Origin of the sequence: Streptomyces sp. NPDC059564 (assembly GCF_042735575.1) — a bacterium.
Taxonomy (GTDB): Bacteria; Actinomycetota; Actinomycetes; order Streptomycetales; family Streptomycetaceae; genus Streptomyces.
Map to the genome: position 1 here is coordinate 1 of NZ_JBHWBP010000070.1, position 23,105 is coordinate 23,105.

16 protein-coding genes and 1 tRNA gene are annotated in these 23,105 nt (G+C 72.5%); 7 read left to right on the forward strand and 10 right to left on the reverse strand.

All coding sequences use genetic code 11. From position 1 onward, the window contains the following. Nucleotides 1-6: 6 nt before the first annotated feature. The 7 genes from rho to ACFV0Q_RS15210 all read right to left on the reverse strand — a co-directional run bounded on the left by rho (nt 7) and on the right by ACFV0Q_RS15210 (nt 9,293). Nucleotides 7-2,133 carry a transcription termination factor Rho gene (gene rho / locus ACFV0Q_RS15180; RefSeq protein WP_385005296.1) on the reverse strand — a complete coding sequence of 709 codons (2,127 nt, stop codon included), beginning with the start codon at nt 2,131-2,133 and terminating at the stop codon, nt 7-9. Nucleotides 2,134-2,562: 429 nt separating this feature from the next. Beyond that, entirely contained in the window at nt 2,563-3,501 is a 939-nt protein-coding gene (thrB, locus tag ACFV0Q_RS15185; RefSeq protein ID WP_385005298.1) for a homoserine kinase, read from the reverse strand. A 326-nt stretch (nt 3,502-3,827) separates the two neighbouring features. Next, nucleotides 3,828-4,898 (reverse strand): threonine synthase, encoded by a 1,071-nt coding sequence (gene thrC, locus ACFV0Q_RS15190; RefSeq protein WP_385005300.1) that lies wholly within the window; start codon nt 4,896-4,898, stop codon nt 3,828-3,830. A gap of 6 nt (nt 4,899-4,904) precedes the next feature. Then, entirely contained in the window at nt 4,905-6,194 is a 1,290-nt protein-coding gene (locus tag ACFV0Q_RS15195; RefSeq protein ID WP_385005336.1) for a homoserine dehydrogenase, read from the reverse strand. A 171-nt stretch (nt 6,195-6,365) separates the two neighbouring features. Further along, nucleotides 6,366-7,757 carry a diaminopimelate decarboxylase gene (gene lysA / locus ACFV0Q_RS15200; protein WP_385005302.1) on the reverse strand — a complete coding sequence of 464 codons (1,392 nt, stop codon included), beginning with the start codon at nt 7,755-7,757 and terminating at the stop codon, nt 6,366-6,368. Between the two features lie 19 nt (nt 7,758-7,776). Further along, nucleotides 7,777-8,742 (reverse strand): ArgS-related anticodon-binding protein NrtL, encoded by a 966-nt coding sequence (nrtL, locus tag ACFV0Q_RS15205; protein ID WP_385005304.1) that lies wholly within the window; start codon nt 8,740-8,742, stop codon nt 7,777-7,779. Between the two features lie 80 nt (nt 8,743-8,822). Continuing rightward, entirely contained in the window at nt 8,823-9,293 is a 471-nt protein-coding gene (locus tag ACFV0Q_RS15210; RefSeq protein WP_266576337.1) for a response regulator, read from the reverse strand. 106 nt (nt 9,294-9,399) lie between these two features. Between ACFV0Q_RS15210 and ACFV0Q_RS15215 the strand changes: the two genes are divergently transcribed. Then, nucleotides 9,400-9,471, forward strand: a tRNA-Arg gene (locus ACFV0Q_RS15215). A gap of 157 nt (nt 9,472-9,628) precedes the next feature. Here the strand turns inward: ACFV0Q_RS15215 and ACFV0Q_RS15220 are convergent. Both ACFV0Q_RS15220 and ACFV0Q_RS15225 read right to left on the reverse strand, forming a co-directional pair. Further along, nucleotides 9,629-10,690, reverse strand: a complete 1,062-nt coding sequence (locus ACFV0Q_RS15220; protein ID WP_385005306.1) for an amidohydrolase family protein — start codon at nt 10,688-10,690, stop codon at nt 9,629-9,631. 26 nt (nt 10,691-10,716) lie between these two features. Beyond that, nucleotides 10,717-13,248 (reverse strand): helix-turn-helix domain-containing protein, encoded by a 2,532-nt coding sequence (locus ACFV0Q_RS15225; protein ID WP_385005308.1) that lies wholly within the window; start codon nt 13,246-13,248, stop codon nt 10,717-10,719. A 157-nt stretch (nt 13,249-13,405) separates the two neighbouring features. On the opposite strand from ACFV0Q_RS15225, the gene ACFV0Q_RS15230 reads away from it, so the two are divergent. Genes ACFV0Q_RS15230 through ACFV0Q_RS15245 form a run of 4 tightly spaced genes read left to right on the forward strand, consistent with a single transcriptional unit; the run spans nt 13,406 to nt 20,089 of the window. Continuing rightward, nucleotides 13,406-13,633, forward strand: coding sequence for a hypothetical protein (locus tag ACFV0Q_RS15230; RefSeq protein ID WP_385005310.1), 228 nt, complete (start codon nt 13,406-13,408; stop codon nt 13,631-13,633). 39 nt (nt 13,634-13,672) lie between these two features. Then, nucleotides 13,673-15,637, forward strand: a complete 1,965-nt coding sequence (locus ACFV0Q_RS15235; protein WP_385005312.1) for a serine/threonine-protein kinase — start codon at nt 13,673-13,675, stop codon at nt 15,635-15,637. A gap of 37 nt (nt 15,638-15,674) precedes the next feature. Then, a complete protein-coding gene (locus ACFV0Q_RS15240; RefSeq protein ID WP_385005314.1) occupies nt 15,675-16,094 on the forward strand; it encodes a hypothetical protein in 420 nt (139 codons plus the stop codon). Continuing rightward, the gene (locus ACFV0Q_RS15245) at nt 16,091-20,089 is read left to right on the forward strand and encodes an AAA family ATPase (RefSeq protein ID WP_385005316.1); all 3,999 of its coding nucleotides are present in this window, start codon (nt 16,091-16,093) and stop codon (nt 20,087-20,089) included. Before ACFV0Q_RS15240 ends, ACFV0Q_RS15245 begins: the two co-directional genes overlap by 4 nt. Here the strand turns inward: ACFV0Q_RS15245 and ACFV0Q_RS15250 are convergent. Then, complete coding sequence (locus ACFV0Q_RS15250) at nt 20,064-21,302, reverse strand: MFS transporter (RefSeq protein ID WP_385005318.1); 1,239 nt, start codon at nt 21,300-21,302, stop codon at nt 20,064-20,066. The two genes, ACFV0Q_RS15245 and ACFV0Q_RS15250, sit on opposite strands and share 26 nt — an antisense overlap. A gap of 261 nt (nt 21,303-21,563) precedes the next feature. Here ACFV0Q_RS15250 and ACFV0Q_RS15255 point away from each other — a divergent pair, with 261 nt between their 5' ends. Both ACFV0Q_RS15255 and ACFV0Q_RS15260 read left to right on the forward strand, forming a co-directional pair. Next, complete coding sequence (locus ACFV0Q_RS15255; protein ID WP_385005320.1) at nt 21,564-22,547, forward strand: XdhC family protein; 984 nt, start codon at nt 21,564-21,566, stop codon at nt 22,545-22,547. A 123-nt stretch (nt 22,548-22,670) separates the two neighbouring features. Then, complete coding sequence (locus tag ACFV0Q_RS15260) at nt 22,671-23,075, forward strand: DUF6479 family protein (protein WP_385005322.1); 405 nt, start codon at nt 22,671-22,673, stop codon at nt 23,073-23,075. Nucleotides 23,076-23,105 lie beyond the last annotated feature (30 nt).

Sequence of the window (23,105 nt, forward strand, 5' to 3'; positions counted from 1 at the left end):
ACCCGGTCAGTCGTCGTTCTTGCCGGCCGGGGTCGTCTTGGCGATCTGCATCAGGAACTCGGCGTTCGACTTCGTCTGCTTCATCTTGTCGAGCAGCAGCTCGATCGCCTGCTGCGAGTCGAGCGCGTGCAGCACCCGGCGCAGCTTCCAGACGATGGCGAGCTCCTCCGCGTTGAGGAGGATCTCCTCCTTGCGGGTGCCCGACGGGTCGACGTCGACGGCCGGGAAGATGCGCTTGTCGGCGAGCTTGCGGTCGAGCTTGAGCTCCATGTTGCCGGTGCCCTTGAACTCCTCGAAGATCACCTCGTCCATGCGCGAGCCGGTGTCGACCAGCGCGGTGGCCAGGATGGTCAGCGAGCCGCCGTCCTCGATGTTGCGCGCGGCACCGAAGAAGCGCTTCGGCGGGTACAGCGCGGTCGAGTCGACACCACCGGACAGGATGCGGCCGGAGGCGGGGGCGGCGAGGTTGTACGCGCGGCCCAGACGGGTGATCGAGTCCAGCAGGACGACCACGTCGTGACCCAGCTCGACGAGACGCTTGGCGCGCTCGATGGCCAGCTCGGCGACGGTGGTGTGGTCCTCGGCCGGGCGGTCGAAGGTCGAGGAGATGACCTCGCCCTTGACCGACCGCTGCATGTCGGTGACCTCTTCCGGACGCTCGTCGACCAGGACGACCATCAGGTGGCACTCGGGGTTGTTCGTGGTGATCGCGTTGGCGATCGCCTGCATGATCATGGTCTTGCCGGTCTTCGGCGGGGCCACGATCAGACCGCGCTGGCCCTTGCCGATCGGCGACACGAGGTCGATGATGCGGGTGGTCAGCACGCCCGGGTCGGTCTCCAGGCGGAGCCGGTCCTGCGGGTAGAGCGGGGTCAGCTTCTGGAACTCCGGGCGGCCGCGGCCGGATTCGGGCGCCATGCCGTTCACCGAGTCCAGACGCACGAGGGCGTTGAACTTCTCGCGGCGCTCGCCGTCCTTGGGCTGACGGACCGCACCGGTGGTGTGGTCACCCTTGCGCAGACCGGCCTTGCGGACCTGGGCGAGGGAGACGTACACGTCGTTCGGGCCGGGCAGGTAGCCCGAGGTCCGGATGAACGCGTAGTTGTCGAGGATGTCGAGGATGCCCGCGACGGGGATCAGCACGTCGTCGTCGGCGACCTGCGGCTCGTTCGGCGCGAACTCGTCGCGGCCACGACGGCCACGGCGGTCGCGGTAACGGCCGCGACGGCCGCGACGGCCGTCCTCACCGTCGAAGTCGTCCTGGGGGCCGTTGTCCTGACGGTCCTGACGACCCTGCTGGCCCTGACCCCGGCCGCCCTGCTGCTGACGGTCGGCGCGGTCCTGACGGTCGGCGCGGTCCTGGCGGCCGCCGCCCTGACCCTGGCCGCCCTGGCCCTGGGCCTGACCCTGGGCCTGACCCTGGCTCTGCCCGGCCTGGGCCTGGCCGCCCTGGCCCTGGTCCTCGGTCTTGGCGCCGCGCTCGCGGCGGCCCTGCTGACGCTCGCCCCGCTCGGTGCGCTCGCCGCGGTCACGGCGGTCGCGGCGGGTCCGGCCCTCGCCGGCCTCCTGCGCCTGGCCACCCTGGGCCGGGGCGGTGACGGCCACGGACTCGGCCTTCGGCTCGGCCTGGACGGGCGGAGCGGTCTCGGTCTTCTGCTCGACCTGCACGACGGCAGGGGCCGAGGACTCCGGACTGCCGGAGGGGGCGGTGGCACGACGGCGGCGACGCTCGCCGGCCGGCGCGGCGTCCTCGCTGGCGGGCTGGCCCGGGATGTCGATCTGCGCCTGCACGGCGGGCTTCTCGGCCGGCGCCGGAGCGGCGGCCTCGCCCGTACGGGCCTTGCTGGTGGTACGGCGCTTCGGCTTGGCCTCGGCGGCGTCGGCGGCGGCGGGGGCCGCGGCCTTGGGGGCACTGCCGCCCTGCGCCTCCTTGATGACCTCGATCAGCTGGCTCTTGCGCATCCGCGCGGTGCCCCTGATTCCGAGGCCCGACGCGACCTGCTGCAGCTCGGCCAGGACCATGCCCTCGAGGCCGGTGCCGGAGCGGCGACGCTTGGGTGCGGCGCCCGCGGCGGGGGCACTGGTGTCGACGTTGGTGTCGGCAGCGCCCATCAGATCGGTGGTGTCGCTCACGAAGGGTCCTTCCCTGGAGCGGACGTCGGCCTGTCTGGCTCGGCGACCGGTTGTGCTGTCCGACGTCGGACCATGACTTGATGGGTCATGGGCCGCAGCCGGGGCGGTGGTCCGCCGATAGATGTACGGCGGAGAGAAACGTGCGTGGGTGTTTCCGGCGAGAAGCCCCCGAGCTGGAAGCGTGGGAATGTCACGCCGATTCCGGAGCGTGCTCGAAACTGCTGGCTGCGATCAAAGCAGTCGGGGAGGCTCCCGGAAGAAAGGTGGTCCCGGATGGGGACACTGAGCACCGAGCCATGGCGGCTTCGGATGCGCACTTGAGACTAACACTACCGGATCCAACAGACATTCCCCCTCTCAATCACCGGCAATCGCCCCTTCCGGGGTGGGGCGGCCTGCCCGGCCGCCCGCCCCCGGCGGGCCGTGTCGTCACGACACGGACTGGCCGCCCTGGGCACCCAGCGGAAGGACGCTCGCGCCCGCGGCGTCGAGGGCGAGCCGGTTGGCCGCCCATCCTTCGCCCGCGAGCTGCGCGACCTTGTCGGCCGCGTCGTTGTCGACCAGCGCGAGGACCGTGGGGCCCGCGCCGGAGATGACCGCGGGGATCCCGTCCGCCCGCAGCCGGCCCACGAGCGCCACGCTCTCGGGCATCGCCGGGGACCGGTACTCCTGGTGCAGGCGGTCCTCGGTGGCGGGCAGCAGGAGCTCGGGACGCCTGGTCATGGCCTCCACGAGCAGGCCCGCGCGGCCCGCGTTCACGGCCGCGTCCACATGCGGCACGGTGCGCGGCAGCAGACCCCGCGCGGTCTCGGTCAGGACCGGCTTGGACGGGACGAAGACCACCGGAACGATGGAATCCGCGGGGTCCATCCGGATCGCCTTGGCGCTGCCCCCGTCCATCCAGGCCAGGGTGAAACCGCCGAGCAGACAGGCGGCGACGTTGTCGGGGTGGCCCTCGATCTCGGTGGCGAGCTCCAGCAGCGCCGCGTCGTCGAGCTTGGCCTCGCCGCCTATGGTCACGGCGCGGGCGGCGACGATGCCGGCGCAGATCGCGGCGGAGGAGGAGCCGAGGCCCCGGCCGTGCGGAATGCGGTTGGCGCAGACGACCTCGAGGCCGCGCGGCTGCCCGCCCAGCAGGTCGAAGGCGGTGCGCATGGAACGTACGAGGAGGTGGCTCTCGTCCCTCGGGAGGGTGTCGGCACCCTCGCCCGCGATGTCGATGTTCAGGCCGGAGTCGGCGACGCGGACGACCACGTCGTCGTAGAGCCCCAGGGCCAGCCCGAGGGCGTCGAAGCCCGGGCCGAGGTTGGCACTGCTGGCGGGGACGCGCACTCGTACGGCGGCGGCGCGGAACGCTGGACCTGCCATCGGTCGATGACACTCCTTGTGACTGTGCGAGATCTGGTGTCGGTGCGGGATCTTCGCTGCGAATGTACTGGAGAACGTACGACACCCGAAGGCCCTTGGGGCAGCACCGCGTCATATGCGCGGTGGCGGATGTAAGTACAGCGTATCGAAGGAAGGTTCTCTCGCGACATAGGGCGCACAGGAGGCGCACGATGCGTGTCGCGGCCTTCCCGCCGGACCGCCTTGACTTCCGTGTCGTACGGGGCCCCGTCGCCGGATTCCGAAGGCTTCCGGAATCCGGCAACGGGGCATCGGGCCACCGGGGCGTTGGGGCCCCCGGCCCGGGGTCAGATCAGGCCGAGGCGGGCTGCCGCGGCTTCGGCGTCCACCGGAATGGTGACCGGCTGCGGAGCGCCGGCGACCGCCCAGTCGGGGTCCTTCAGGCCGTTGCCGGTGACGGTGCACACGATCTTCTGGCCGGGGTCGACCAGGCCCAGCTCGGCGGCCTTCAGCAGACCGGCCACCGAAGCGGCCGAGGCGGGCTCGACGAAGACGCCCTCCTGCGCGGCCAACAGCCGGTAGGCGGACAGGATCTGGCGGTCCGTCACCTCGTCGATGAAGCCGCCCGACTCGTCCCGCGCGGCCAGCGCGTAGTCCCAGGAGGCCGGGTTGCCGATGCGGATCGCGGTGGCGATGGTGTGCGGCTCCTTGACGACCTCGCCGCGCACGATCGGCGCGGAGCCGGAGGCCTGGAAACCCCACACACGGGGCGTACGGGAGGCCAGGCCGTCGGCCTTGTACTCCTTGAAGCCCTTCCAGTACGCGGTGATGTTGCCGGCGTTGCCGACGGGCAGCACGTGGATGTCGGGGGCGTCGCCGAGCGCGTCCACGATCTCGAACGCGGCCGTCTTCTGGCCCTCGATGCGCACCGGGTTGACGGAATTGACCAGCGCCACCGGGTAGTTGTCGGACAGCGCGCGGGCCAGGTCCAGGCAGTCGTCGAAGTTGCCGTCAACCTGCAGGATCTTGGCGCCGTGCACGAGCGCCTGGCCCATCTTGCCGAGCGCGATCTTGCCGCGGGGCACGAGGACCGCGCACACCATGCCGGCGCGCACCGCGTACGCGGCGGCGGAGGCGGAGGTGTTGCCCGTCGAGGCGCAGATGACGGCCTTGGCGCCGTCCTCCTTGGCCTTGGTGATGGCCATGGTCATGCCGCGGTCCTTGAAGGACCCCGTGGGGTTCGCGCCCTCTACCTTGAGGTGCACCTCACAGCCGGTGCGCTCGGAGAGCACCTGGGCGGGGACGAGGGGAGTGCCACCCTCGCGGAGCGTGACCACGGGAGTCGTGTCCGTGACCGGCAGGCGGTCCCGGTACTCCTCGATGATGCCGCGCCACTGGTGGGTGCGATTGCTGCTCATGGGTCCTTACTCCCCTTCAACACGCATGATGCTGGCGACACCGCGCACGGTGTCCAGCTTCCGCAGCGCCTCGACGGTCCCGGAAAGGGCGGCGTCGGGCGCGCGGTGGGTGACGACGACGAGGGAGGCCTCGCCGTCCTTGCCCTGCTGGCGGACGGTGTCAATGGAGACACCGTGCTCCGCGAAGGTCGTCGCCACCTGGGCGAGGACGCCCGGCTTGTCCGCCACATCGAGGCTGATGTGGTAGCGGGTGACGACGTCCCCCATGGGGCTGACCGGCAGCTGGGTGTACGCCGACTCGCCGGGCCCCGTTGCCTGGGCGAGCTTGTTGCGGCAGACCGCGACGAGGTCTCCGAGGACCGCGGACGCGGTCGGAGCGCCGCCCGCGCCGGGCCCGTAGAACATGAGCCGCCCGGCCGCCTCGGCCTCGACGAAGACGGCGTTGTACGCCTCGCGGACGGAGGCGAGCGGATGGCTGAGCGGGATCATCGCCGGATGCACGCGGGCCGTGACGGACTGGCCGTCGGCGGCGCGCTCCAGGATCGCGAGGAGCTTGATGGTGCAGCCCATGCGCTTGGCGGAGGCGAAGTCCGCGGCGCTGACCTCGGTCATGCCCTCGCGGTAGACGTCGTCGAGGCGGACGCGGGTGTGGAAGGCGATGCCGGCCAGGATCGCGGCCTTGGCGGCGGCGTCGTAGCCCTCGACGTCGGCGGTCGGGTCCGCTTCGGCGTACCCGAGGGCGGTGGCCTCGTCGAGGGCCTCCTGGTAGCCGGCGCCGGTCGAGTCCATCTTGTCGAGGATGAAGTTCGTCGTGCCGTTGACGATGCCCATCACACGGTTGATCTTGTCGCCGGCGAGGGACTCGCGCATGGGGCGGACCAGCGGGATGGCGCCCGCGACGGCGGCCTCGTAGTAGAGGTCCCGGCCGTGCGCCTCGGCGGCGGCGTGCAGCGCGGCGCCGTCCTGGGCGAGCAGCGCCTTGTTCGCGGAGACGACGGAGATGCCGTTCTCGAAGGCGGTGGTGATCAGGGTGCGGGCGGGCTCGATGCCGCCGATGACCTCGATGGCCACGTCGATGTCGCCGCGTTTGAGGAGGGCGGTCGCGTCGGTGGTGATCAGCGCCGGATCGATGCCCTCGCGCACCTTGGAGGGACGGCGCACAGCCACGCCGGCGAGTTCGACGGGCGCGCCGATCCTGGCTGTCAGATCGTCGGCGTGCGTCGTCATGATGCGCGCCACCTCTGAGCCGACCACTCCACAGCCCAGCAGCGCCACCTTCAGCGGACGCGTACGCATCATTCGACCTACGCCTTTCGATCTTCCATCCGTAACCCGTGCGCGGATGCGCGCGGGTCCTGAACCAGTCTCACTCAATGGACAGGACTTTCCATCCTCGGTCCATTGAATGAGACGCCCGTTGAGATACCTATTTTGGGGGTCCTGGGGCTTTCCCCAGAAATATGGGAATCATCCGAGGTCGAGACGCAGGAGATCTTCCTCCGTCTCGCGCCGGACGATCACCCGCGCCTGCCCGTCGCGCACGGCGACGACGGGCGGGCGCAGCGCGTGGTTGTAGTTGCTGGCCATGGAGCGGCAGTACGCCCCGGTGGCCGGTACGGCGAGGAGGTCCCCGGGCGCGAGGTCGGCCGGCAGGAACGCGTCCTTCACCACGATGTCGCCGCTCTCGCAGTGCTTGCCGACGACGCGGACGAGCATGGGCTCGGCGTCGGAGACGCGGGAGACGAGGGTGACCCCGTACTCGGCGTCGTAGAGCGCGGTGCGGATGTTGTCGGACATGCCGCCGTCGACGGAGACGTACGTGCGCAGCCCTTCGAGGGGCTTGATCGTCCCTACCTCGTACAGGGTGAACGCCGTGGGGCCGACGATCGCGCGGCCGGGCTCGACGGAGATGCGGGGCGCCTTGAGCCCGGCGCTCTCGCACTCCCGCGCGACGATCTCGGTGAGGGCCTTGGCGATCTCGTGGGGCTCGCGGGGGTCGTCGGCGGAGGTGTAGGCGATGCCGAGGCCGCCGCCGAGGTCGATCTCGGGGAGTTCCACGCCGTGCTCGTCGCGCACGGCGGCCAGCAGCCGGATCACCCGCTTGGCGGACACCTCGAAACCGGCCATGTCGAAGATCTGGGAGCCGATGTGGGAGTGGACGCCGAGGAGGTCCAGGCTCTCGTGGCCCAGGGCCCGCCGTACGGCTTCGGCGGCGGAGCCGTCGGCGACGGCGATGCCGAACTTCTGGTCCTCGTGGGCGGTCGCGATGAACTCGTGCGTGTGCGCTTCCACGCCCACCGTCACGCGGATCTGCACGGGCTGGCGCACGCCCAGTTCGCGGGCGATGTGCGCGACGCGGGCGATCTCCTGGAAGGAGTCGAGGACGATGCGGCCGACGCCGGCCTCGACGGCCCGCCGGATCTCGGCCTCGGACTTGTTGTTCCCGTGGAAGGCGATCCGCTCGGCGGGCATCTCGGCGGCGAGCGCGGTGGCGAGCTCGCCGCCGGAGCAGACGTCGAGGTTCAGTCCTTCTTCCTTCAGCCACTTCACGACGGCCTTGGAGAGGAACGCCTTTCCGGCGTAGAAGACGTCCGCGTCCTTTCCGAAGGCGTGCGCCCAGGCGCGGCAGCGGGCGCGGAAGTCCTCTTCGTCGAGGAAGTAGGCGGGCGTGCCGAACTCCTCGGCGAGCCGGGTCACTTCGATGCCGCCGACGGTCACCACGCCGTCGTCGTCGCGGGTGACCGTGCGCGCCCAGACCTTCTCGTCCAGCACGTTGAGGTCGGCGGGCGGCGGGGCGTAGTGGCCCTCGGGCAGGACGTCGGCGTGGCGGGGCCCGGCGGGGTGCGCGGAACGGCTCATCGGAATCTCTCTTCGCGGGTCACAGGAAGTCGGGTGCGTCTACGCCGAGCAGGGCGAGGCCACCGGCCAGCACCGTCCCGGCGGCTTCGGCGAGGGCCAGCCGGGCACGGTGGGCGGCCGAGGGTTTCTCGTCCCCTTGGGGCAGGACGTGGTGCTGGTGGTCGAGGAGCGCGTCGGCGACGGCGACGAGGTGCCGGCAGAGCCGCTCGGGCGCCCGGTGGTGCGCGGCGGCTTCGAGGACGAGGGGGTGATCGGCGAGCAGGCCGGTCAGTGCCTTTCCCCCGCCTTCACCGGCGTCCGCCTGGAACCCGAGGCGGGCGGCGTTGCGGGTGAGGGCCCGGGCGCGGGCGTGGGCGTAGCGGACCAGGAACGATTCGCTGGACTCGTCCTGGACGAGGAGGCCTGGGTGGAAGGAGGGGGTCTCGCGGGGCGGGACGCTGAGCATGGCCCAGCGGGCGGCGTCCCGTCCGTAGACGGCGATCACGTCGCCGTCGCGCCGGGCGACGGGGGCCACGGCCGCTTCCCCCAGGTCCTGGTCCTGGCCCTGGCTGGCCCTGATCCGGGCGACGGCCTCGCGCACCGCCCGCTCGCGCGGCCCGACGGTGGGGGCCCAGCGGAGGGGGTCGGGGTGGACGGCGGTGTCGGCGTACCCGTAGCGGTGGCCGCGGCGCAGGACCTCCCGTACGAGGTCGGCGTCGGAGCGGGGGGCGAGGGTGAAGTTCAGGAACCCGGCGCCGGTGATCTCCACGCGGGCGATCCCGGGCTCCGCGGCGAGGAGCCGGGCCAGGGTGTCCGCCACGTCGCGGGGGGCGCGGGCGTCCCGCTTCGCCATCTGGAAGGCGACGGGGGTGGCGTACTCCCCCGCGCCGCCGGGGCGGGTCCGTTCGACGACGATCCGCTCGGGCACGGGTCCGCCCAGCTCACCGCCCTCGACGGCACGGCGTACGGCGCGTACGACGGCACGAGAGAGGTCGGCGGGGATCACGGAACCCAGCCTAGGGGAGAAGGCCCCTGTGCCCGCATCGGGTTTCGCCATGTGAACAGGTACGCGGAACGACCGCTCCCTCAGAGCCCTCTGCCGGCGGGAGCGCCGCCCTTCCGCTCGCGGCGGTCCTTCCGCTCGACGAGCCTGCGTACGACGCGTACCAGCTCGGCGGGCTCGAAGGGCTTGGCGACGAACGCGTCGACGCCGGCGGCGATGCCGGCCTCGACCTCGTGCTGCGTGCAGGCGCTGACGATGGCGACGGGCAGGTGCCGCGTCCGCGGATCGGCCCGCAACTGCGCGGCCGCCCCGAACCCGTCCAGCCGGGGCATGACCACATCAAGGGTGATCGCATCGGGACGCACGCGGTGGACGATGTCCAGACACTCGGCACCATCGTTCGCGGTCACGACCTCGAAGCCCTCCAGCTCGAGATTGACCTTGATCAGCTGCCGGATGACCTTGTTGTCGTCGACAACAAGCACCCGGCCCGAGGCGCCTGGCACAACTCGAGAGTAGGTTGCCCTAAGCCCCCGCGTCCGGGTTTTCGCCACTTCCACCCCCTCCGGGCGACCGACCTCCTCCTCCCGCCCAAATCGGTTCCTGATCACCCCGCCGAAGCTGGTAGTGTTCAACCCGTCGCCGCAACGCGGACGACGCGCCCCCGTAGCTCAGGGGATAGAGCAACGGCCTCCGGAGCCGTGTGCGCAGGTTCGAATCCTGCCGGGGGCACTTCGCAGGAAGTGCCCAAGACCCCGCCATCAGCGAGTTCGCTGAGACGGGGTCTTCGCGTTTGTGCGGCCAACTGCCGTGCCGGGCAGCCGTATGACGGCTCCTGCGGAGCGTGCGCGGCCGCAGGAGCTGTCGGTCGTCCGGTCAGGCTTGGCCGTCAGCGCAGTACCCGGCCCCGCAGGATCACGCGCTGGGGGCGGCCGAGGGTTTCGGGGGCGGCGGTGGGGTCTTCGGCGTAGGCGACGAGGTCGGCGGGTGCGCCGTCGGTCAGGCCGGGCAGGCCGAGCCAGTCGCGGGCGGTCCACGAGGCGGCCCCGAGGGCTGCTTCGGCCGGCATTCCCGCCCGCAGGAGGCGCCCGGATTCCGTGGCCACCGTGCCGCAGGGGAAGCTGTCCGTTCCGGCGAGGACGATGACCCCCGCTTCGTGCGCCGCGCGGACGTTGCCGACCATTCCCCGCCAGCCGTCGAGCCAGTCGGAGCGCCGCGCGCTGGGTTCGCGCCCCTGCCAGGCCTCGACGCTTCCGGCGAACGCCGAGAGCGTCGGCACGTACGCGGTCCCCTGGGCGGCCATCCGGTCCAGGAGCTCCGGGTCCAGGTGCATTCCGTGTTCGAGGCTGTCGGCTCCGGCCAGGACGGCGTTGCGCGAGCCCTCGCCGGTCTGGCAGTGCACCGCGACCCGTCCACCGACGGCGTGCACGGCTTCGACGGTCGCCTTCAGGACGTCCAGGGGTACGGCGGGCTCGTCCCATCGCCAGTCCCCGATCACCTTGCACCAGCCCGACGACGCCGTCGCTTCCTCGACCGCGGCCTCCGCCAGCTCGTCCTCGCCGATGTCCCGTCCCGCCCCGGGGAAGAAGCGGCCGGGGGTCGCCAGCCACCGGCCCGCCGAGCGGACGCGGGGCAGATCGGCTTCCGTGTCCACCCATGCGGGCATCCGGTCCGCGGTTCCCGGCGTCCGGACCAGGAGCACCCCGGCGTCGGCGTGCGCCTTCAAATGCTTGCGCAGCAAGGCCTCGTCGAACCCGTCTTCGGGACCCTCGGCCCCCGGATGCGTATGGACGTCGACGAGCCCCGGCAGGAGCCAGCCGCCGTCCACCACCGTCTCGACGTGCTTCGACGCCGCGGCGGCGGGCGGCTCGGTCCTCAACCGTTCACCGTCGATCCAGAACGTGCGCTCGACGCGCTCGGGCAGGACGACACCGCGTATGCGTCTGATCATGACCCTGAAACTACGGGATGAACGCGCTAGTCCGCGCTGCCGGTTGTGTCGGCGGGTGTCGGGGCTACGAAGCGGGCCGGGGTGTAGTCGGTGTGGTGGCGGCGGTAGGCGTCGCCCAGATGGTGCTGGAGCCGGCTGTGGCGGAACTGGTAGACCGCGCCGGTCTGGCGCAGGACTCCCCGCCCGTAGGCGTCGTCGAGGAACTCGGCCGCGTTCCAGGGCAGCTTGCCGGTCAGCGGCAGCCAGACGCGGGTGAGGATGACCCACTGTCCCCAGGCGGTGAACCCCAGGGCGTAGCAGAACGCGCCGCCGAGCCCGCCCACCGCTCCGATGAAGAGGGCGTCCGGCAGGGGCCAGTTCAGCGGTCCGACGAGCGGCCCGATCACTTGGACGACGAGGCCGCCGCCGAGCGCGATCGCCAGGGTGAGGGCCGGTACGAGCACGATGACCTGACGGCGGACCGTCGCACGGTTGGCCGACAGCAGGCTGACCGGAGTGGCCGCGGAGGCGATGTCCAGCGGCGCCTCGAACACGGCCATGAGCCCGAAGACCACTCCGACCGCCGAGGCGAAGATCAGCCCGAAGGCCAGGACGTTCGTGAGCGTGGCGTCGATCACCGCGGCGCTGGTGAGCGGGATGACGTCGTACAGCACGCGTTCCAGCGTGAGCGCGCACGCGCATCCGGCGCCCATCACGAATCCACCGGGCAGCACGGCCCCGAAGCGCGAGGTGAAGGCGCGGACCGGCCCGCTCCCAACGCGGGTGCGGTGGCGGGTTCCGGGCAGCCGTAGCCGTACGTGGGCCGGTTCGAAGGTTATTCCGCCGAACCTCGACATGAGCCAGTACACGGTTCCGAAGGCCAGGCCGGCGATCGGTCCCAGCAGGGCTCCTTCGAAGAAGACCTGGCCGACGCCCGCCGCGACGGCGGCTCCGAGCTGGTGGGCGATCAGGCCGACGAACCACTCGGCCACGGTGACCGACAGCGCGCAGGTCAGCGCTACGGCGAGGACGCGCGTCGAGCGGCGCAGCGAGTCGCCGATGCGCCACCAGGCGAGGTCCTGCTGGTCGAGCTCGTCGACGCTGACCAGGTGGTGGGCGAGGTAGCCGAGCCACCGCCGGACCCGCTCGGGGTCGCGGTCGGGCTGCCGGGGCGGATGGCCGCCGTGGGCGGTACGGACGGGGGCGCGGCGCCGGTAGAGGGTGGGGACGAAGCCCGCCAGGAGGTGCTCCTCGAGGGCGTGTTCGGTGGGGAAGCGGGTGGTGTTCAGCAGGTCCTCCGGGTCCGCACCGGCCGCGTCGCTGTAGATCGTCCGCGCCAGGATGACCATCAGGGGGGTGCTGAGGACTCCGGCGAGGTTCCTGGCCCCCTCGGTGTCCTGGGTGTGCAGGGCCTCCAGGACGCGGTCCCATACGCCGGTGTTCGGGTCCTGGGTGCCTCCCCGTGTGGTGACGGGCCGGGCGGTTCGGGGGAGGTAGTCCGTGAGGTCGCCCGGGGTGAGGTCGACGAGTTCGATGCCCGCGGCCGAGACCAGCGGGGCCTCCACGGTGTGGACCGCCTCGGCGAACTCCGCGCGGCGGCTGGTCAGGACGAGCCGCAGCGAGGTGGCGTTGAGTGCCCTGAGCGCATCGGCCCGCAGGCCTTCGGCGATCTCGTCGAACCCGTCCAGGACCGGCAGGATCAGGTCGGCTCCGACGAGCGCGGCGGCCAGCGTCGGCCCGTTGTGCACCCGCTGCACCAGGTGGGGGTGGTCGCGCAGCAGCCGGTCGGCCAGCCAGTCGCGCAGCTCGGTGGCCGTCGGGTCCCAGGATCCGAGGCTGAAGATCACCGGTACCGGGTCCGCGGGGGCCGAGGCGTCCAGGAGGTCCAGGGCGAGCCGGATGGTCAGGATCGACTTGCCCGACCCGGCCCGGCCGAGGACGACGAGCCGGCCCGACGTGATCCGGCGGTAGACCTTGGCCGCGTCGCGTAGATCACCGTCCAGGTTCACCCGGCTCGGCGCGACGCCCGGGGGGAGCTGCTGGATGTTCTCCGGACGGTCCGTCAGCTTTGCGGGGGCCGACTGCCATCGCACCGGCAGCGCGTACGGATCGTGGACCCGGCGCTGTTCCTCTTCGAGCCGCCATCGGCGCCGGACTTCCCGCGCCAGCTCCTCGGCCGCCTCCGCCAGTACGCCCGGCATTCGCCGCCGGTCGGGAAATGAATCCGGGATGGGTGCGGCGGATATCTCGGCGGGTGGTTCGCCGGATGTCACGTTGGATGATTCGGCGGGTGTTTCGGCGGGTGTTTCGGCGGGTCGTTCCGCGGCCGGTGTGGATTGCGATTCGGGGCCCGGCTCCGTCTTCGCCAGGGTCGCCGCCAGTGCCCGGCGGTCCTCCGGCCCGGCCCCCAGCGCGTCCGCGACCAGGTACACCGTCGTCAACCGGTGATCGGTGGACGAGTTGTTCTCCAGCCGGCGGATGGTGCGGACGCTCACCTTCGCCCGCTCCGCCAACTCCTCCTGTGTCAGCCCCGACTCCGTGCGCAGTCGGCGTAACAGCGTCCCGAGCTGATCCGCCACTTCGGCGCCCTCTCTGCCTGCGGATACGGACGGCGGCGAGCCTACCTCGCGCACCGGTCACATGTGGCCGGTTCCGTGTCCTGTCCGGCCGGCGGCACGGGCAGCAGCATCGGTGGTGCACGGACGCGGGTCCGGCGAAGGTGCGTGAGGAGTCGACATGGCATACCGCCACTGGTGCGGAGAGTGCGGTTACAAGACGGCGTGGCTGAGCGAGTCGCAGAGCGAGGAACAGCAAATCCAGCACTACGCCACGCACCACCCCGGAATTCCCCCGGGCGGGAGTGTGGAGGTGAACGGGAAAGACCCGAGCGGAGCCGTCGGATGTCTGCCGATGCTGGGAATCCTGGTCCTCTTTCTGATCCTCGCCGCCTCATGCCGGCGCTAGGCCGGGTTTCGGATATCCGGGATCGACGAGGGGGCGTACATGTCCGGCATTGGAATTGACCGTCTGGCCGCCGACGATCCCACTCACCTGGGCGGCTACCGCCTGCTGTGGCGGCTCGCATCGGGCGGCATGGGACGGATCTATCTCGCGCGCTCCACGGCGGGCGGTCCGCTCGTCGCGGTCAAGACGCTGCTCGCCGAGGGCGTCGTCAGCCCGACGGACCGGCAGCGGTTCGCCCGGGAGGTGCAGCTGGCGCAGCGGATCGACAGCACGTACACGGCCCGGGTGCTCGACGCCGACCCGCGGGCGGCGCGGCCCTGGATGGCCATCGAGTACGTTCCGGCGCCCGCGCTGTCCGACCTCGTCCGGGACTCCGGACCGCTGGCGGACTGGGCGGTGCCCTCCATCGCGGCAGGCACCGTACAGGCGTTGCTGGCCCTGCACGGCAAGGGGGTCATCCACCGGGACGTCAAGCCGCAGAACGTCCTGCTGCCCCTGACCGGTCCCCTCCTCATAGATTTCGGCATCTCGCACGCCGCCGACCAGACCCGCACGACCCTGACGCTCGGCACGATCGCCTTCACCTCGCCGGAACAGGCGCGCGGTGAGCACTCGACCGAGGCGTCGGACGTGTACTCGCTGGGGGTGACCCTCTTCTACCTCGCCGTCGGCCGCCTGCCCTACCGGCAGGTGGACGGCCCCGTTCCGCTCCTGGCCCTGGTCCAGGGCGGCCTGGTCGACCTGGCGGGACTGCCCGGTCCGCTGGACCCGTTGATCAGCCCGTGCCTGGCGCTCGACCCGGGCGACCGGCCCAAGCCGGCCCACCTCCTGGCGCAGAGCCTGGAGATGCAGGAACGGCGTGCCCGGCGGCGGGACCAGCGCTGGCTGCCGGTGGAGTGGAAGGCGATGATCGAGGCCTACGAGGCGCACGGGCGGGCGCTGGGCACGGACCGGACGGCGACGGCGGCGGGCGGGCCGGACCGGCCGCTGCCCCCGCCGGTGCCCACGCTCCTCCACTCCCGCGAGCGGGCCGCACGCCGGGAAAGGGAGCAGCAGGCCGAGGAGGCCCGCAGGCGCCGGGAGGAGGAACTCCGCAAGCTGGCGCGGAGCGCCGCACGGCTGGGGGAACAGCGCGGGCGCAGCGGATCGTCCACCTCTTCGTCGGGCGGGTACGCCTTCGCCGTCGTGGCCGCTCTGATCGCTGTGGCGCTCCTCATCGGGAAGCCCTGGGACTCCGACGACACGTCCGGCACGGGTTCTTCCGGCTCTTCCGGCGCGTCGTCCGTGAGCGCCGGGGCCGGCGGTTCCGTCCCCTCTACGGGAACCAGCGCGGGCGGCGGCACGAGCGGCGGGGGCGCGGGCGGCGGCGGAGGTCTTGCCGCGAGCAGCACCCCGCAGCCGACCGCCGAGAGGACGCACGAGAGCACTCCGCCGAGCCCGCCCGAGGAAACACCCGAGAGCGCCTCGCCCACGCCCACGCCCACCCCGGATCCGACCGAAGCGGTCTTCAGGGCCGTATCGGCGGGCGACTGCCTCCCCGTGTACGACACCGGCGAAGGCGGCGACTACATCAAGTGGAGCGCGCGGGTGCCGCCCGACGCCGTGCCCTGCGCCAGCGAGCGCGCGCACGTCTGGGTGAGCCGCGTCACCGACGGCAGCTGTCCCACCGGCGCGGACAAAACGCAGTGGACGTACCAGTCCACGAGCAGCGGCCGGACCACGAGGCTCTGCCTCAACGGCGTCTACCACCCGAACTACTGCATGCTCGCCAAGCAGTCGGGCGACAGCATCAATCTCGGCTCGATGACCATGGTCGACTGCCGTGCGGCCCAAGTCCCCTCCGGGTACAACCAGATCATGCACATCACGGGCGTCTACCAGGCCCCCGCGGGCGCCAACACCAGCAACTGCCGCCGCGCACAAGGCGATCAGACCCGCTACTGGTCCTGGTTGATGAACGACGGGGCGACCCTGCTCTGCGCCATGATCTTTCAGGGCGCCTGATCCGATGGAAGAGCCGAGGGCACACGGGAGGCCCGGCATGGACCCGGAATTGACGGCGCTGGCCGCGTCGGCGGCCACGGCAGTGGTGAACGAACTGGCGACCACCGGCTGGCAGCGCGTACAGACCGCACTCGGCGAGCTGTGGCGGCGGGTGCATCCCGAACGCGTGGAGACCGTCGAGGCCGAGCTGGCGGAGGCCCGCGCGGAGGTGCTCGACGCCAGGCGGGACGGGGACGCGGAGAGCGAGCGGGGGCTGATCGGGCACTGGCAGTTCCGGCTGCGCCGGCTCCTGGCGGAGGACCCGGCGCTGGCCGCGGAACTGCGTCGGCTGCTGGCCGAATTGGAGCCCGCGCCGGACGGGACGGGAACGGTGATCACGATGAACGCGACCGGGTCGGACGGCAGCCGGATCGTCCAGGCCGGACGGGACGTCCACATCACCGAGACCGGCCGATGAGCTCCGGCGGGAACGGGGCCCCGGACCCGGACGCGACGGGCGCCCGGGGGAACCGGGGTGAGCACGGCCCGGGCGAGCCCACCCCGGGCGAGGCCACCCGGGGCGAGGTCACCCGGGGCGAGGCCACCCGGGGCGAGGCCGTACACCTTGAGGCGCATGCCGCCGAAGGGGCCTCCGTCACCATGGCGGGCCGGGACGTGAACGTCACCCACACCTCCGCCGACGGCCTCGGCACCCGGCGGCGCACCGTGGCCCGTACACCCGTACCGGAATGCCCGTACCCGGGACTGGCGGCGTTCGAGGGGCGGCACGCGCGGTGGTTCTTCGGGCGGGACCGGCTCGTGGCGGAGCTGACGGCCCGCCTCGACCAGCGCCTCGGCACCGGCGGGATGCAGATGGTCGTGGCTCCGTCCGGGGCCGGGAAGACCTCCCTGCTCCGGGCCGGGCTGCTGCCGCGCCTCGCTCAGGGGACCCTGCCGGGGTCGGAGCGCTGGCCGAAGCTGGTCCTCACGCCGACGGCCGAGCCCGTGCGGGCCCTGGCCAGCCGGATCGCGGCGTTGACGGTCGCGGATGCCGACGCGGTGGAGGCGGAACTCACCGCCGATCCGCGGCGGTTGATGGCCACTCTGCTTCCGGCCCCGCGCGCGGGATCCCGGGTGGTGCTGGTGGTGGACCAGTTCGAGGAACTGTTCACCCTGTGCACGGAGGAACGGCAACGCCGTACCTTCATCGACCTGCTCGCCCGTATGGCGGGGGCCCGGGCCGATGCCCCGCCGGACGACGCCGCGGCGCCCGCCGTCCTCGTCGTGCTGGGGCTGCGCGCGGACTTCTACACCGCCTGCGTCGACCGGCCGCGGCTGCGGGCGGCGCTGGAGGACATGCCCCTGGTCGTCGGGCCGATGTCGGAGCCCGAGCTGCGCGCCGCGATCCGCTACCCCGCCCAGGCCCTGCACCTCGAGGTCGAACCCGGTCTGGAGGAGGTGCTGCTGCGCGATCTGGGCGCCGTACGGGGCGCCGCCTCCGACGCGGCCGACGGTTACGAGGCCGGCCGGCTGCCCCTCCTCGCGCACGCGTTGCGGGCCTGCTGGCAGCAGCGCAACGGCCACGTCCTGACGGTGCAGGGCTACCAGGACACCGGAGGCATCCGGAACGCCATCGCCACCACCGCGAACGACGTCTACCGGGCGCTGGACGACACCGGCCGGCGCCTGTCCCGGTCGCTGTTCCTGCGGCTGGTCCGGATCGGCGACGGGACCGAGGACACCCGGCGGCGCATGCCCCGCGCCGAGCTCATCGCCACGAGCGCCGACGGGCCCGGGACGGCGCTGGCCCTGGAGGCGTTCACCAGGGCGCGCCTGCTCACCGTGGAGCAGGACACCGTCGAGATCACCCACGAGGCGCTGCTGCGCGGCTGGCCCCGGCTGAAGGGCTGGATCGACGAGGACCGCGCCGACCGGCTGATCCACCAGAACCTGGAGGACGCGGCCCGGGCGTGGCACCGCGGCGACCGCGAGGCGTCGCTGCTGTACCGGGGCAGCCGCCTGGAGAACGCCACGGCCTGGGCCACCGCCGCCCGGGTGGGCGAACTGAGCCCCGTGGCCCGGGATTTCCTGCGCACCGCCACGCGCGCCCGGCGTCGCGGGACCCGCCTGCGGGCCGCGGTCACCGCCGTCCTCACCGTGCTCGCGCTGCTCGCCACGGTCGGCGCCGTCGCCGCCTTCCAGCAGCAGCGCGAGGCGCGGGGCCAGCAGCACGAGGCCGAGCGCCAGCGTGACCTGGTCCTCTACAACCAGGTACTCGCCGAGGCGGACCGGCTGCGCGCCACGGACGTGTCCCTGGCCGCCCAGCTCACGCTGGTCGCGCACCGGATGAACCCGGCCCCCGGCACCTACTCCCGTCTGGTCACCGCCGCGAACGCCCCGCTGGCGACGTCCGTACCCGGTCACCGGGACACGGTCTGCGCGACGGCGTTCCGTCCGGACGGCCGCGTCCTGGCCACCGGCAGCCACGACTACACGGTGCGGCTGTGGGACGTCGCGGACCCGGCCCGGCCCAAGCCCCTGGGGGAAGCGCTGACCGGGTTCGGCAACGTCGTGTGCGCCCTGGACTTCTCACCGGACGGGCGCACCCTGGTGACCGGCAGCTACGACCGCACGGTGCGGCTGTGGGACGTGTCGGACCCGGCCCGGCCCAGGTCCCTGGGTCAGCCGCTGCCCGGCTTCGAGAAGACCGCCGGGGCCGTGCGGGCCGTGAAGTTCAGCCCTGACGGCCGCACGCTGGCGACGGGGAGCTACCCCAGCAGCGGAGTTGCGCCGATCACCGACCCCGGGCTGCGGCTGTGGGACGTGGCCGATCCCGCCAAGCCCGCGCTCCTCGGACAAGCCGTGGAGGGCGCCGAGTACGTCCGCCAGCTGACGTTCGCTCCGGACGGCCGCGCCCTGTTCACCGGCAGCAGCGCGAACGCGGCCCTGCTGTGGGACGTCTCGGATCCTCGGCGGCCCAAGGCCGTTCGCCTGCCCCTGACCGGTGATCCCGGGACGGTGAAGCAGCTGGTGCTCAGCCCGGACGGCCACACCCTGGTCGGGGGCAGCTCGGAGGGGACACTGCGGGTGTGGGACGTCGCGGACCTGAAGGACCTGAAGGAGCTCAAGCCCCTGGGCAGCCCGGTGACCGGCCTGACGGGAGGTGTCACGTTCCTCGCCTTCAGCCGCGACGGACGCACGCTGGCCTCCGCGTCCGGTGACCTGGGGATCCGGCTGTGGAACATGTCGGACCGCACCGCTCCGGCGTCCCTCGGCCCACCACTGACCGGCCAGAAGTACACCACCGAGGCGCTGGTGTTCAGCCCGGACGGCCACACGCTGGTCAGTACGGACGGGGGAACGGCCGTGAGGTTCTGGGACCTCCCGGACCGCATCCTGACGGGCCGGACCCTTGGCTACTCCTTTCCCGACATCGTCGACTCCCTCGCGTTCAGCCCGGACGGGCACACCCTGGTCAGCGGGCACTTCGACAAGACGGTGCAGTGGTGGAACGTTTCCTCTCCCACCCGCCCCGTCGCCCTGCGTCCGCCGCTCACCGGGCACACGTACACCGTGTGCGCGTTCGCGTTCAGGCCGGACGGCCGCGTCCTCGCCACCGGCAGCCGCGACAACACGGTCCTGCTCTGGGACGTCTCGGACCCCCGGCAGCCGAAGGCACTGCGGCAGCTGACCGGCCTGGGCGGCGGGGGCTGCGCGCTGGACTTCACACCGGACGGCAAGACGCTGGCCACCGGCAGCGAGAAGGACCTGACCTCCAGCAGCGAAAAGGGCTCGGTGCTCTTGTGGGACGTCGCGGACCCCTCCCAGCCCAGGACCCTGGGCAGCCCCCTCACCGAGACCGCCGCCGGAATCGGCGCCCTCGACTTCGGCCCGGACGGCCGGACCCTGGCGACCGCCGACGGCGACGGGAGCGTACGGCTGTGGGACGTACGGGACCGGACCCGGGCCGTGCCGCTGGGAGAGCCGCTGAAGGAGCACGGCGGGCCCGTCAACGCGGTGGCCTTCAGCCCGGACGGCCGGACCCTGGCCAGTGCCGGTGCGGACGGCGCGGTGTGGTTGCGGAACGTCTCCGACCCCAAGACCCCCACGGAACCGAGGAAACTCACCGGGCACACGGGCTCCATCGGCGCCATGGCCTTCAGCCCGGACGGACGGACGCTGGCCACCGGTGGCGGGGAGAAGACGGTCCGCCTGTGGGACGTCGCGGACCCGAAGCGGCCGACGGCCAGGGGAGAGCCGCTGGAGGGCCACACCGGACCCGTCTACGCGCTCGCGTTCAACCCCGACGGCCGCACACTGGCCAGCGCCGGCACGGACCAGGTGATCAGGCTGTGGAACCTGGCCCCGGACCGGGACGTCGAGCGGATCTGCGCCGTCACCCGGAACGCCCTGACGGCGGACGAATGGCGACGCCACGTGAGCGACGTCATACCGTTCCGCTCTCCGTGCTGACCGGGGTGCGGGTGAGGGCGGGCAGGGCCGTCAGGGCGAGGGTGGCCGTGGCCAGGGAGACGAGGCCGCCCGTGGAGAGGGCCCAGCGGGGGCCCCAGTGTTCCGCGAGCCAGCCCGTCAGGAGCGCGCCCAGCGGGGTCGTGCCCTGGAAGATCACCGTGTAGAGGGCCATCACGCGGCCCCGGTAGGCCGGGTCGGAGCCGAGCTGGACGCGGTGGTTCGAGGCCTGGGCGAAGTACATCATCGTGAAGCCGGTCAGGATCAGCAGCAGGCAGGCCACCGGCAGGGTGGGGGCCAGGCCCGCGACGGCCTCCGTGGCGCCGAAGGCCAGCGCCGAGCCGGTCACCACCAGGGCCGTCGGCCGGCCCCGGCGGGCGGTGGTGACGAAGGCGGCGATGAGGGAGCCCGCCGCGAGGGAGCTGCTCAGCAGGCCGAAGGCGGTGGAGTCGGTGTGGAACTCCGTCTTGGCCAGCAGGGGCAGCGTCAGCTGGAAGTTGAACCCGGCCAGCCCCAGTACGCCGACCAGCGCCAGCGGCAGCATCAGGTCGGGGCGCCCGCCGATGTAGCGCAGCCCGTCCACGACCCGGGGCTTGGCCGGCCGGGCGGCGGGGACGTGCAGTTCGGCCGGACGCATCAGGGCGACGCTGGTCACCGTACCCAGGTAGCTCACGGCGTTGATCAGGACGACGGCCGCGACGTCGAGGCGGGCGATGAGGAAGCCAGCGATCGCCGGACCCACCACCCGCGCGACGTTGAAGTACGCCGCGCTCATCGCGGAGGCGTTCGGCAGGAGTTCGCTGCCGACCATCTCGCCGACGAACGAGATCCGGGTCGGCGCCTCCACCGAGTTGACGGTGCCCAGGGCCAGGGCGAACAGCCAGATGTGCCAGAGCTGGACCTCGCCCAGGAGCACCCACAGGCCCAGCGCCAGCGCGAGCACCCCGGAAGCCCCGTTGGCGAGCATCAACAGGCGCCGCTTGCTGTAGCGGTCGGCCAGCCGACCCCCGTACAGGGTCAGCAGCAGGACGGGCGTGAACTGCATCGCCGTCACCACGCCCAGGGCGGTGCCCGAGTTCCCGGACAGCTCCAGCACCAGCCAGTCCTGCGCGATGACCATCATCCAGGTGCACGTCACCGAGAGCAGCTGCCCGAGGACGAACAGCCGGAAGTTGCGCACCGACAGGGACTGGAAGGTGCGCCTCAAGGTCTTCACGGTTCGTCCGGTTCCCTCTCCACAGCGCCGCCCGACTCGGCGGCCCACCCGGGAACACGGTGGGCCCGCTCACTCGATTCTCCGTGGTGACGGTCTGCGGGCCACTTCCGGTGGTCTGTACGAGGGGGACGGGGCCGGGTCTGTGGGTTTTGGGGGGTGGGTGGGGGGCGGGGGCGTGCGTAGGGTGGTCGGTGAGGCCGCATTGTGCCGTTGACCTGGCATTTTGCGGGAAGGCAGGGCGTACGGGATGGGGCGAGGCGGATGCGTGGGCTGGCGGAGACCGCACGGCAGTGGGTGGCCGAGGGGCGGGTCGCGTTCCTGGCGCGGCCGGTGACCGAGCAGGGGTTCGGGCCGCGGGATCCGGCCGGGGCCGTGCTCGTGGACGCGCGGGGCGAGTGCGTGGGGGCCCTGTACCGGGGGGTGTTCGACGCCGAGCTCGTCGCGGAGGCCGCGGCGCTGGGCGGGGGCGGGGAGGCCGCCCGGGTGTGCGAGCTGTCGGTCGGAGCGGGTGAGGCCGCCCTGGCCCGGCTGACCTGCGGCGGGCAGGCCGAGGTGCTGCTGCAGCCGCTCGCGGCGGTACCGGCGCAGTGGTGGGAGCTGCTCGGGACGGGGGCCGGGGTGGCGCTCGTGACGCGGCTGAACGAGGCCGCCGACCGGGCCGAGAGCCGGGTCGTGCGGGCCGGCGGGACCCCGCGCGACGACGCCGAGCGGCGGGCCGGGGAACTCCTCGGGACGCGGCGGCCCGGGCGGGACGCCCTGTACGGGGGGTCGGGGCTGGTGCTCGTGGAGGCGTACCCGTCGGCACCGCACGTGGTGATCGGCGGGGCCGGGGAACTGGCCGGGGTCATCGGGGCGCAGGCGGCGCTGCTGGGGTGGGAGACCGTCACGGTGACGGGCGCGGCCGAGGCGGAGAAGGCGCTGACCGCCCACCGGGACGCGGCCTGCCTGGTACTGCTGAGCCACGAGCCGGAGTTCGACGTGCCGACGCTGCGGACGGCGCTCGCGCTGGGGATCCCGTACGTCGGCGCGCTGGGTTCCCGGCGGACCACCGCGCGGCGGCGCGAGGGGCTGGTCGCGGCCGGGGTGCGGGAGGCGGAGCTGGCGCGGGTGCACGGGCCGATCGGCCTGGACCTCGGCGCCCGGACCCCGGCGGAGACGGCCCTCGCGATCTGCGCCGAGATCCTCGGGGTGCTCGGCGGGCGGGAGGCGCAGGGGCTGCGGGACTCGGACGGGCCGTTGAGGTGACGGGTCCGTCGATCGGGTAGCCGAAGGGGTAGGGGGCCGGATCCCTCCGGGGTCCGCCCCCTGGTTCGAAGATTCTTTCGGCCGACTGCGCGAAATCTGACCAAATGCGGGAAAATAGGGTGTATGAACACGACCCTGATCTCCCTCGCGGCGGACTCGACCCTGGCCCACATCGCCTGGTTCCTGGTCGTCGGGCTCGGCGTCGTCGGAGTCCTGCTCGGTGGCTTCGCGCTGGGCCGCCGGGTACGCGACCACGAGCCCCCGCCCCCCACGCCCGAGAGCCAGCCCCACCTGCCCGACGGCGGTGCGGTGTACGAGGTGCGCGAGGAGCGGGAATCCGTCGAGATCCCCGAGGGGGGCCTGCGCCCGCACGAGATGCAGGGCTACGGGAACTTCGGCTCCCGCACCAACAGCCACCCGGTGGAAGCCCGCGCCGAACGCGAATCCGGCTACCGGCTCCAAGAGGGATCCGGACCGCACGCGCAGCCCGGAGCTCCCCCGAACGCGGGGCGCGGCGCCCACGCCTGAGGGCCCGTACCGGGGACGACCCCGACCCGC